Source organism: Desulfocapsa sulfexigens DSM 10523, assembly GCF_000341395.1.
Taxonomy (GTDB): Bacteria; Desulfobacterota; Desulfobulbia; order Desulfobulbales; family Desulfocapsaceae; genus Desulfocapsa; species Desulfocapsa sulfexigens.
In genome coordinates, this window is sequence record NC_020304.1 from 2,060,046 (window position 1) to 2,071,904 (window position 11,859).

9 protein-coding genes are annotated in these 11,859 nt (G+C 47.1%); 6 read left to right on the forward strand and 3 right to left on the reverse strand.

Translation table 11 applies throughout. The features are described 5' to 3' along the window. Window positions 1-4 precede the first annotated feature (4 nt). Genes lexA through UWK_RS09140 form a run of 4 tightly spaced genes read left to right on the forward strand, consistent with a single transcriptional unit; the run spans window position 5 to window position 5,588 of the window. Complete coding sequence (gene lexA, locus UWK_RS09125; protein WP_015404083.1) at window positions 5-628, forward strand: transcriptional repressor LexA; 624 nt, start codon at window positions 5-7, stop codon at window positions 626-628. Next, window positions 615-1,409 (forward strand): DUF72 domain-containing protein, encoded by a 795-nt coding sequence (locus UWK_RS09130; protein ID WP_015404084.1) that lies wholly within the window; start codon window positions 615-617, stop codon window positions 1,407-1,409. Before lexA ends, UWK_RS09130 begins: the two co-directional genes overlap by 14 nt. A 6-nt stretch (window positions 1,410-1,415) precedes the next feature. After that, on the forward strand, window positions 1,416-2,588 hold the full coding sequence (locus UWK_RS09135) for a DNA polymerase Y family protein (RefSeq protein ID WP_015404085.1): 1,173 nt from the start codon (window positions 1,416-1,418) through the stop codon (window positions 2,586-2,588). Window positions 2,589-2,591: 3 nt separating this feature from the next. Then, window positions 2,592-5,588 (forward strand): DNA polymerase III subunit alpha, encoded by a 2,997-nt coding sequence (locus UWK_RS09140; RefSeq protein WP_041916376.1) that lies wholly within the window; start codon window positions 2,592-2,594, stop codon window positions 5,586-5,588. On the opposite strand, the gene UWK_RS18450 is transcribed toward UWK_RS09140, so the two are convergent. Beyond that, window positions 5,550-6,644, reverse strand: a complete 1,095-nt coding sequence (locus UWK_RS18450; RefSeq protein ID WP_052326983.1) for a D-alanyl-D-alanine carboxypeptidase family protein — start codon at window positions 6,642-6,644, stop codon at window positions 5,550-5,552. The genes UWK_RS09140 and UWK_RS18450 overlap by 39 nt on opposite strands. Window positions 6,645-6,896: 252 nt before the next feature. Here UWK_RS18450 and UWK_RS09150 point away from each other — a divergent pair, with 252 nt between their 5' ends. Both UWK_RS09150 and UWK_RS09155 read left to right on the forward strand, forming a co-directional pair. Then, window positions 6,897-8,591 (forward strand): AMP-binding protein, encoded by a 1,695-nt coding sequence (locus tag UWK_RS09150; protein WP_015404088.1) that lies wholly within the window; start codon window positions 6,897-6,899, stop codon window positions 8,589-8,591. 121 nt (window positions 8,592-8,712) lie between these two features. After that, window positions 8,713-9,957 carry an OmpP1/FadL family transporter gene (locus UWK_RS09155; RefSeq protein WP_041916377.1) on the forward strand — a complete coding sequence of 415 codons (1,245 nt, stop codon included), beginning with the start codon at window positions 8,713-8,715 and terminating at the stop codon, window positions 9,955-9,957. Window positions 9,958-10,070: 113 nt separating this feature from the next. Here the strand turns inward: UWK_RS09155 and UWK_RS09160 are convergent, their stop codons facing one another. Together UWK_RS09160 and UWK_RS09165 are read right to left on the reverse strand one after the other, a co-directional pair. After that, window positions 10,071-10,700: a site-2 protease family protein gene (locus tag UWK_RS09160; protein WP_015404090.1), complete on the reverse strand. Its 630-nt coding sequence runs from the start codon at window positions 10,698-10,700 to the stop codon at window positions 10,071-10,073. Window positions 10,701-10,860: 160 nt separating this feature from the next. Continuing rightward, window positions 10,861-11,757, reverse strand: coding sequence for a hypothetical protein (locus UWK_RS09165; RefSeq protein WP_015404091.1), 897 nt, complete (start codon window positions 11,755-11,757; stop codon window positions 10,861-10,863). Window positions 11,758-11,859: the final 102 nt, after the last annotated feature.

Below are 11,859 nucleotides of genomic sequence, written 5' to 3' on the forward strand. Positions count from 1 at the left end.
ATATATGGATCTTACAGAAAAGCAACAGCAACTTTTTGACTATTTACAGGAATATCTTGAGCGGGAAGGACGGGCACCCAGCTTGCGCCAGTCTGCCGAAAGTCTGGGTGTAAGTCATAATGCCGTGGCGCAGTTAATCACTCAGCTGGAACGGAAAGGGGTCGTTGAGCGGGAGGGTCGCTACAGCAGAACCATCCGTATTTTATCTCCACACACTGCAGCAAAAGCGAAGATGCGGGTACGGGAATTGCCGATTGTAGGAAGGGTTACGGCAGGGTTGCCCATGTACGCCCAGCAGGAATGGGATGGTTCCGTGGTGGTTGATGGAAATCTGTTTCCCGGTAATAATCTTTTTTGTCTGCGGGTGCAGGGTGAGTCCATGCAGGATGCGGGCATATTAAATGGTGATCTGGTTGTCTGCGAACCCCGGCAGTATGCAGAGAATGGAGAGATTGTCGCTGTTCTCATTCAGGGGGAAGAGGCCACGGTGAAACGGTTCTTTCTTGGAAGGGATCATATCGAGTTGCGACCGGAGAATAAAAAATTCACTGCCGTCCGTTATCCCTTTTCCGAAATTCTGGTGCAGGGAAAGGTTATGGGTGTGATCAGAAGCTATGACAAAAGATAAGTTGTGCCCGGTGCTCATCGGCACCAGTGGGTATTCCTATACCGAGTGGGTGGATAGTGGTTTTTATCCACAGGGTACAAGAACCCCAGGAATGCTGGAGCTTTATGCAGATGTATTTCCCATTGTTGAACTGAATTACACCTGGTACCAGATGGTGCGCGCAGAAGCCATCAGCCGTATGATTGCAAAGGCTCCCGAGAGCTTTTTGTTTGCTGCCAAACTGACAAGGACACTTACTCACGAAAGAAATCGTGACTGGCAACAGGAACTGAAGCAGTATCGTGAGGGGATTCAGCCTCTGCGCAAGCAACTGACAGCGATTCTGGTTCAGTTGCCGCCTGATTTTGATTGGAGCAGAAGTAATCGCTATTATTTGGCTCATCTGCTCGATGCTTTGCGTGGCTTTCCCCTCGCAGTTGAATTTCGTCACGTCTCCTGGGCAAGAGATTCGGTGTTTGCAGAGCTTGAGAAGAGGCGTGTGACCATAGTTACCGTAGATTCCCCGTCAGAGCCAAATCTTTTTCCCTGTCTGGATATTGTTACTAACCCTGATCTCTTTTTTGTCCGTTTTCATGGGCGCAACAGGCAGGGATGGAAATCTGCTAATATGCAGAAGAAATTTGACTACTCCTATTCCAGGGAGGAACTGGAAGAGTGGAATGAAAAATATTTGACTTCGTTGCGTGCCAATGCCGAGCTGGGTGTTGTCTTCTTCAATAACCATGTTCGTGCCCAGGCACCAGAAAATGGCAGGCTTTTACAGACTCTTTTGCAGAACTGAAAGGAAATGGATAGAGCCATTATTCATTTGAATGTCACTGATTTTGCAGTGGCAGTGGAACGGATTCGGGATAGTTCCTTGAGGCAGGTCCCCTTGATTGTTGCGACCGGAGAGGCTGGAAAAGGAAGAACCCTTGTCTTTGATATGAGTGAGGAAGCATATCAGGAGGGAGTGCGCAAGGGCATGCAGTTGAACCTTGCTCGTAAGTACTGCAACAGGGCAAAGGTCATTACCCCCTGTCCCGCTTTGTATCGCAGAGCTATGGCAGCTCTTGTTAAACGGGTGGCCTACTATACTCCCCTGGTGGAGCAGGGAGAAGAGGATGGCCATCTGTTTCTTGATGTCACCGGGACACATCGGCTCTTCGGGCCGGCCCCTGATGTGGCCTGGAGACTTCGTAAACAGCTGCTGGATGAGTTGGGGCTTGATCCTGTCTGGAGTCTTGCTTCTAATAAACTGGTTTCCAAGGTTGCTTCAAGAGTGGTACGACCTTTTGGTGAGTATATTGTGAGCGTGGGTGAGGAAGATACATTTCTGGCACCCCTGCCGCTGTCCATGTTGCCAGGGGTAACTGCTGAGGAGATACGGCTTCTGGAGGATTTTAACGTAAGGCGGATTGGTCAACTTGCAGAACTCAGCAGGAAGCAACTTCTGGTGGTTTCCAGGACGCGTAACGGGGTTCTCCATGATGCCAGTCGGGGCCGGGACATTACAGCGGTTCTTCCCGGGATAACAAAGGATGATCAAATAACAGAGGAGCATGTTTTTGAAGAAGATACGGCAAGATACGGGGAGGTGCAGGCGGTCCTTACCCAGCTTGTTCACGGGATAGCAAGAGTCCTGCGGCAGAGACGCCTTCTTGGACAGCGCGTGGGGATCTGTCTGGTCTATGGAGATGGAAAAAAAACATCCAGGCAGGTGTCCAGGAAAGGAGGGTCTGATAGTGATTTCATCCTGCGCAGGATGGCTCTTACAGCCCTAGACAGGGCCTGGGGGAGGCGCATTCGGATCCGTAGTTGTGTTTTGATTTGTGATCGTCTGCTGCCACGTACCCAACAGCAGACGCTTTTTGTCATGCAGAGCGAGCGGGAACAGCAGGAGGAAAAAATTATGAGTGCCATGGATATGGTGCGCAGTCGTTTTGGTGCTGGACGGCTATACCTGGGGACTAGCTCCTAGGCCGTGTTCCCTCTTTTTGTCCGTTCTTACTATTCGTTTATGCGTGGTTGCAGTTCTCCAGCAAGTATCTGCAAACGTGCTCAGGAGCTTGGCTACACCGTTCTGGCACTCACCGATTGTGATTCACTCGCCGGGGTCTGGCCCTTTCTTGCCGCCTGTAAAAAATATGGTATTCGTCCTCTTATTGCTGCAGAAATCAGTGACCGAAAGAATTCCGATACGGTTATCTGTCTGGTACGTAATGCTATCGGTTATAGGAATTTATGCAATTTAATAACCAGGAGAAAAGGAGATCCTCTTTTCACCCTGGAACAGAATCTTATACAATATAGTGATGGCCTTATCTGTATCGCTTCCTCGCGTCCTCTCCTGGAAAAGCTTCAAAAGAATACTATAGACCTGGCTGTAAACCTTGGTGACAGGCCGACGGAAAAATCCAGTTATTTGAGGAAATGGGCGCAAAAAAAAAGTGTTTCCGCCGTGGCCATCCCTATTGTGTTTATGGCAGATAAAAAAGAGAGATTGCTCCTGCAGCTCATGAGGGCGATAGAGACCAAAAGCCTCCTGACATCATGTGAGGTGAAGTCGGGACTACCATCGTGCTGGTTGCAATCTCCTGCAACGTATTATGAAAAATTTGCGGTGTGGCCCGAAGCATTAACAGAAGCTGAGAATCTTGCGAGACGCTGCAGCTTTTCCGGCCCGCCATCAGACCTGGTCATGCCTCCCTGGAACAGAAGTGGGAGAGGGGCAGCTTTTTCACTCCGACAGGCCGCTTATGAGGGGGCCTGTGTTCGCTATGGGACAGATCTTTCCGAGGCTGTGGTTGAGCGATTGGAGATGGAGCTTCGAGTGATTGATTCCATGGGCTTTTCTTCCTATTTTCTCGTTGTCCGCGATATCGTACATCAGGCTGTTGGAGAAAGAAGTGGCCGCTGCTTACGCATATGCGGTCGTGGGTCAGGTGCAGCTTCACTTGTGGCCTACTGTCTTGAAATTACCAATGTCTGTCCTTTAAAGTACAATCTTTATTTTGAACGATTTCTTAACCCAGGTCGTACTGATCCTCCTGATATTGACATTGATTTTTCATGGGATGAACGGGATGGAGTGCTTGCGCAGGTTCTCCGGAAATATGGGCATAATGCCGCCATGGTCTCAACTATTATCCGCTTCCAGCCCCGAATGGCTATTCGGGAAACAGCAAGGGCGTTTGGGTTGCCAGCAGAGGAAATTGCAAAGACAGGTAACCTCAGCAGATTACCGGGTGCAGGGACCAAAAAGCTTGTGGCACCATGGCCTGAAATTATGGAACTTGCTTCTTCTTTACTGGGTGTGCCGCGTCACCTGTCAGTTCATCCAGGAGGGGTCATTATAACACCGGAACCTGTAAGCAATTATGTCCCGGTTGAGACTGCTTCCAAGGGGGTCCCTATCATCCAGTGGGATAAGGATGGAGCAGAGGCGGGAGGACTCGTGAAGATCGACCTGCTTGGTAATCGCAGTCTTGGGGTGATCAGGGATTGTATTGCATCCCTTTCAGAGAGTGGTCGAAGTTTTGATGAAGAGTACTGGCAGCCTGAGGATGACCCGGCAACGAAAATGGCAGTAGCAGCGGGAGAGACCATGGGGTGCTTTTATATAGAAAGTCCGGCCATGCGTCTGTTGCAACAGAAGGCGGGAAGCGGGGACTTTGAGCAGCTTGTGCTGCAGTCTTCTATCATTCGTCCTGCTGCCAATGATTTTATACGTGAATATGTGCGCCGTCTTCACGGGGGGGCGTGGCAGTATCTACATCCGGAATTGGCAACAGTGCTTGATGAGACCTTTGGTCTTATGGTGTATCAGGAGGATGTGTCGAGGGTAGCTGTTGCCCTTGCGGGCTTCAGTCATGCACGCGCAGATTGCCTGCGTAAAGTGATGTCTAAAAAAGATAAGCAGCTGCGTTTAAAAGATTATCGGCTTGAATTTGAAAGGGGATGTGAAGCTAGAGGTGTCGACAGGGAAACAATTGAAAAACTCTGGGACATGATGATGAGTTTTGATGGGTATTCGTTCTGTAAACCGCATTCGGCTTCCTATGCACGGGTGTCGTATCAGGCTGCATACCTGAAGACACATCATCCAGCGGAATTTATGGCAGCGGTAATTTCCAATCAAGGAGGCTATTACTCAACATTTGCCTATGTTTCAGAAGCAAAACGAATGGGGATAGGCATATTGCCTCCCTGCGTGAATCACAGTCAGGTAAGATGGTGTAGAGAGGGAGATGTATCGGTAAAAAATATCCGGGTGGGATTGATGGCTGTGAAGAATTTGTCAACGGCCACCATGGGCAGGATCTTGTATTGCAGAGAGAAAAAAGAATTCGTTTCAAGTATTGATTTCTGGCAACGTGTCCAGCCGCAAAAGGATGAATGCAGATCGCTTATCCAGGCTGGTGCACTGGATGCGCTTGGTAGTAAAAATAAAAGAAATAGAAGCAATCTGTTTTGGGAACTTGCTCAGTTCAGGTGTTTTGCAGGGGCACAGGCGAGAAGCCCTCTTTTCTGCCTGGATTTACCTCCGGCTCCAGATCTTCCATCGTTTAATGTGAGGGAAATACAGCAGCAGGAGTATGATGCACTGGATTTCCTTTGCAGCTCCCATCCACTGCTTTTCTATGAACAACAGCTCAATGGGAGGATAAAAGGCTGTGATCTGAAGAGCTATGCTGGAAAGAATATCCGCTTTGCCGGATGGTTGCTCAGCAGAAAGATGGTTTCAACAAAAACCGGAGAGGTAATGGAATTTCTAACCTTTGAGGACGAAACAGGGGTAGTGGAAACAACATTTTTTCCACGAGTCTATCGTCGCTATGCAGCAATTCTGAATCCAGGACAGGCCTATATGTTACTGGGAAAGGTAGAAGAAGAATATGGCGCGGTGACCCTGACGGTAGCCGGAGTGGAGAAACTCGGATCAGTTTTTGTTCGAGGTGCGCTGCAGGTCGGCGATTAACTCGATATCACCACCCATGACCTCTCTCTCTCTGGTCATGGCAACCTTTTTCTGAAACCCGTAGGTTACCAATTGTTTAATGTCGGACCACATGGTCTCACTGCCCATGATAGCTACAATAATCTCATCTTTTCCACGCTTGAACTTCCCCACATACGTCTGCCGGGCTGCATTGGTGTAGCCGGTTTTTCCACCCAGCGTGCCCTCTACCTGCCACAGGGCTTTATTATGACTACGAAGAAGCTTTCCTTCCGTGGTGCGTGTTTTCAACTGCTTCATCCTGGTGGAAAATTCAGGATCATTCATGGCATGACGGAAAATAGTTGCGAGGTCACGGGCGGTGGATTTCTGCCCCTTTGCAGTGAGACCCGTAGCAGTTTTGCAGATGGTGTTTTTTGCTCCCCACAGTTTGGCTCGAAGGGTCATCATTGCAGCAAAATCTTTTTCATTTCCGGCAATTTTTTCAGCGAGTGCCACACTGGCATCATTGGCTGAAGCAAGCAGAACAGCGTTAATCAGATCATTTGCCTGATACTTCTTTTTCTGATCGAGGTATACCTTGGAGCGGGGCTGTCTTGCAGCTTTTTGACTGACCGAAACAGGTTCTGCCATGGTCAGGGATTTCATGGCGATCATTCCTGTGAGTACTTTGATGGTAGAAGCCGGTTGTCTCTGACTGTCAGGATTCCTGGAGTACAGTGTTTCTCCACTCACGGCATCAATGATGATGGCTGACCTGGATGAGATTTTTTTATTGAGTCGTTTGGTGGTAGCTGCGGTAACAGGGGGGGCAATTCGTTTTTTGATATGAAGAATATTATTAACCTGACCGAGACTGATCGGAGTGGATTTAGTGACAGTTGCTTCTGTGCGTGGAGAGGGTTGAGCGATCTTTTCTGTCTGCTTTGCAGGTTCTGGAACAGATGTGGCTACCTGCCACTTTGCTGTATCGTTGAGGAGAGGGAGCTCCGCCCGAGACTCCGCGTTGCTCGTAAAGAGCAGAACAAGAAGACAGAATACGAAAAAAACAGGAGTAGAATGTAATATCTTGTGCATGGTGCTGTATGGGGAGGTTCTGTTTAAAGTTAGCATAATCTCGAAACAGTATAGCTTATCTTGTTAATTTTTATAAACTGTCGGCTTAACTGTCAAGATTATTCCGGTGTTTTGTTGAATAAATGCAAATTAGGGTGGGAAAACCGGTGCGCATCATTCTTAATTGACCAAAAAACTACTTTTAGGTAAGATGCGGCACATTTTAAGCCACGAAGAATCCTACGATCAAATTTGTTTACTCATGAGGTGTTTATGCCGGAATCCAACGATGTACGGATGACCTTAAATTATATACTCGATAATAGCGTGGAGCGGTATGGAGAACTGCCAGCAATTGGAATGGCAGCAGATGGTGCTTTAACCTATCGTGAATTTTATGATAACATCATAGCGCTTGCCCATCATCTGACTAAGGAGGGAGTAAAAAAAGGTGATCGGGTTGCTATTTTATCGGAAAATTCTCCCCAATGGGGAATGGCCTATTTTGCGATCATACGTATAGGGGCAATTGCCGTCCCCATTCTTCCCGACCTTCCCGAGGCAGATGTTCACCATATTCTTAATGAGATGGAGGTGCCTGTCCTCTTTGTTTCTGATCGTCAGATTGAAAAGATTTATGAGTTGAACCAAAAGTCATTACGGCGAATTATTACACTTGATGATCTGGGTGCAACGCAGGATGTGGTTGATGTTACATTCTTTTCAAAGTACCTTGAGGATGCAGTAGTTGCACAAAAAGCTGCAGATGAGAAGGGGGAAGGGATGTCTTTTGCCGATGTTACAGAGGATGACCTTGCTTCCATTCTTTACACCTCCGGAACATCAGGCTACTCAAAAGCTGTAATGCTCAGTCATAAAAATCTGACGGCCAATGCTTATAGTGCGGCAACCATGTTAGGTGTTGAAAGTGGCAGTGTTTTTCTCTCCGTCCTGCCGATGTCTCATACCTATGAGTTTACCCTTGGATTTATTACGCCCTTGATTAAAGGCTGCAAGGTTGCTTATGCCGGAAAGACACCAACCCCAGCGATCCTCGAGAAACTGTGTAGGCATGAAAAGCCCAGAGTTATGTTTGCGGTGCCCCTGATTATGGAGAAAATTTATAAAAAACGGGTGTTGCCACAGATTGAAAAGAGTCGTTTACTTTCCCTGCTCTGCCGCTTTTCCTTTGGTCGAAAGTTTGTCTATAAAAAGATCGGTGCAAAACTTATAGCATTTTTTGGAGGTAATCTTGAGCTCATGGGGATTGGTGGTGCGGCCTTAAATCCTGAGGTTGAAAATTTTCTCCGCGAGGCTGAATTCCCCTATATTATCGGCTATGGACTGACTGAATCCGCTCCTATTCTTGCCGGTGGTCCAGTGGGTGATAAAACTATCACCGTTGGCTCAACTGGAAAACCTTTCCCTGGAGTGGAGGTGAAGATTGTCAATCCTGATCCAGGCAGTGGCGTTGGGGAAATTTACGGACGTGGTCCCAATGTCATGCAGGGGTATTACGGTGACCCCGATGCTTCTGCAGAAGCACTTACAGAAGATGGATGGCTCATCACCGGTGATCTTGGATCATTTGACGATGCTGGAAACCTCCATATCCGCGGACGGTCCAAAAATGTTATTGTTATGGCTAACGGGGAAAATGTCTATCCGGAACCCATTGAGCATAAAATAAATTCGTATTTCTGGGTTGTTGAATCACTGGTTGTTGAAAACAACGGCAAGCTCGATGCCTGGGTTTATCCTGATTATGAAGTTATTGATGAAATGACCGAGGGGCAATCCCGGGTTGAGCGTCGGGAATACATTGACAAACTCTGTGCGACTTTGCGAAAAGAAGTAAATGCTCAGGTGTCCACAGCTTCTCGTCTTATGCGGATTGTGGAGAGGCGTGAACCTTTTATTAAGACTGCAACGCATAAAATCAAGCGATACCTCTATAATGGTGACTAATAGAATTTGTAATTATACCTGTGGTGCTAGATACATTTACTGCCATGTTAACCAGTTTACCCGTCAGTCCACTTACGGAATGATCGGAAACACTATTCTTTCAAAGAAGAGGGAGAAAACAATGAAAAAAAAGATTTCCATAGTGGCTTTGAGTTCTGTACTGATAGCCGGATCTGCCATGGCCTCTGGCTATCGCATTCCCGAGCAGTCTGTTGACTCGGTAGCCAAAGCTGGTGCCAATGTTGCCTCAGCCAACCAGGCGGATACCGCCTATTATAATCCTGCCAATATGGGATGGTTGAAGAAAGATGCATGGCAGTTTGAAGGTGCATTGACCTATATTAATCTGCCATCTGTCAGCTATGAGGATAACCGTAGCCCTCTTATGAATGGTAGCTCCAAGACTGAGAATTTTCTTCTCCCCACTTTCTTTCTTGTTTCTCCAGATATGAATAATTTCCGTCTCGGAATTTCAGCAATCGCTCCATTTGGCCTTTCCAAACGCTGGGAACAGCCCTTTCCCCGGAGTACTGCCGAAGAATATAGCCTTAACGTCTATGAGTTGAATCCAACCGTATCCTACACCATATCCGATATGTTCTCACTTGCAGGTGGTGTCCGTATGATCTACAGTACTGCCCAGGTGAGCAATTACGCGGTGCAGTCCAGCGGAATGATGGTTACCCGAAGTATGGAAGGTGATGCCATGGAGTGGGGATACAATCTGGCTGCTTCGGTTCGCCCTACCAAAGATATGAACATATCTGCGACCTATCGTTCCAACGTTGATCTGGGGCTGGATGGTGATGTCACAATGGGAACAAATACCCCTTCAATCTTTGTCATGGAGACAAGTGGGGCTGTTGATCTTCCCGCACCCGCTGTATTGTCTCTTTCTCTTGCTTACACCTTTGGTCCAGCCACCATTGATCTGACCTGGGACAGAACATTCTGGTCAGAATATGAAAGTATTGAATTTGACTATTCAAGCCCTGTTGCACATCCAGTGCTGAATGCTGTTTATACTCCAGCGATTCCTAAAAACTGGGATGACTCCAATGGCTATCGCATAGGTCTTTCCTATGTGTTGAATCAGGATGTTACTCTGATGGCAGGGTTTGCCTATGACGAAACTCCAATACCGGATGAGACCCTTGGGTTTGAACTTCCTGGTAGCAACGCCTGGCTCTACTCTGTTGGTGTTCGGTATCGTGTGAGTGAAGCCATGGAAATTGGGGCAGGATATCTGTATGATTACAAAGAAAGCCGAACCGTTGTCAATGGAAGCGCTACTACTGGCATCAATGGTGAATTCACTGATGCTGCTGCACATTTGTTAAGCTTTGGGTTGAGTTACGATTTCTAGACCGCTTACAGAATATGTTCTTAAAAGCCCCTTGTCGACCGATGTTGGCAGGGGGCTTTTTTTTAGCTGGTAGAATGACCTGTCGCCTTGATTTCTGGATAAGGATATCTGCTCTATAATAAGATATTTCGAGCAAAGTCAATGATCGGTAGTATCATCTTTGACAGTATGCCTGAAAATGCCAGGAGTATAATAATAACAAACCCATAACGTTCAACCGATGCGTATGATCTTGCCATATCCGGAGGGAGGATGCCTGCAAGAATCTTGCTCCCGTCCAGTGGTGGAATGGGTAGGAAGTTAAAGATACAGAGTACCAGATTTATCCAGACGGAAGCCATGAGCACCTCATTCAACGGGACAAGGATAGCTTCGGCAATGGGGGAATAGGGAATGGTGGCGGCAATGAACCAGACGATCTTTGTAAGTATTGCACTGATAACAGCCAGCGCCAGATTCACAGCAGGGCCTGCAAGGGCCACCCATAGCATGTCCTTACGTGGATTCTTGAAATAATACGGATTCACGGGTACCGGTTTTGCCCAACCGATTTTAATAATAAAAAATGCCAGTGTTCCTAGTGGATCAAGGTGTTTCAAAGGGTTTAATGTCAGGCGTCCCTCGTTTCTTGCAGTGGGGTCACCGAAACGGTAGGCTACATAGCCGTGGGCAAATTCGTGGACGGTCAGGGCCAGGAGGATTGGTGGGGCGAGAATTATTATCTGAAGAATAATACTATTCATAGTGTTTCTATTTCCAATGAAGTGTTTACGTGTCAGGGAAGAGTAATCATTGAAGGGTGAAGGCGCAAGGAGTCGGAGTTTCTCTTAATGATTGAGGATTGTGTTTATTTAAAAGCACAATTCTGGCATTGTTACTGAAGCGATTTTAGACAGAGCCCTGTCATCTTTTTCCTTCTCGTTTGTTTTCAAGATATTGAAAAACCCGGCTGAGCAGTAGAGTTATGATACAGGCCATGGCTAGTCGGCTGATGACAATAATCCAGTAGTTTGCCCCAAAAAGAACGAAAATAAGAGGGTCTTCGAGAAGAGAATGGCAGATCATAAGGAAGGTAGCAATGAAAAAGATATCCTTTTTCTGAAGGTTACCCGATTCAGCTTCTTTAAAGAGAATCCCAGCACCATAGGTGATTCCCAGGAGTTGCCCGGTAAGTAATGAAAACGAAGTTTGCACCCGTTGACCATAGTGTGTAATAAACTGTGTCCGCTTAATTGTATCCATCAGAAAAATAACAATAGTAATGAGACTGATTATCTTTAGAGACAGGACTGCTGCATTCGCCAGTGAGTGGAGTAGCATGTCGGGGATACTCGAATATGACGCGAGCTGGATGTTTTTCCCACTCCGTTCTCCTGTGAAAAATGAGGCAGGCAGGAAAAAAAGAGGCATGGTGGTGAGAAAGGCCATGGATATCCTCAGGCAGGTGGAGTAGAGAAAGCTGATGCCGAGCTTTTTCATAATACTGTTTTCCACTGGAAGGCTGTGACAGACTCCAAGGAAGACCCCGAGGATCGTCCATTCGTAGGAACTGAGCCCCAGCGGTGCTGCAAATGCTACTGCAGCGTATATATTGAGGAAGACCCCTGCGCAGATGGCCATTGCCGTTTCTGAAGGAAGCTGCAGAATGCTGGTAACCGGAGAAAAGAGAAAACTTACTGGTCGGAGGAGATCAAAGTAAAGAAGAATGTCGGCGAGAATATAAAATGGAATAACCAGTTTCAGTATAAGGATTGCACTGGCAAATGATGCTTTTAGGCTTTCGCGCAAAGAGTTTGGCATGGTAAGATGCTGTATACGGTATATTGCTTATAGCCGCAATGCTTATTCTACTCTTGACGATAAAGTAACTGCCTAATACATTACGCAATGTCTGAGATGTCG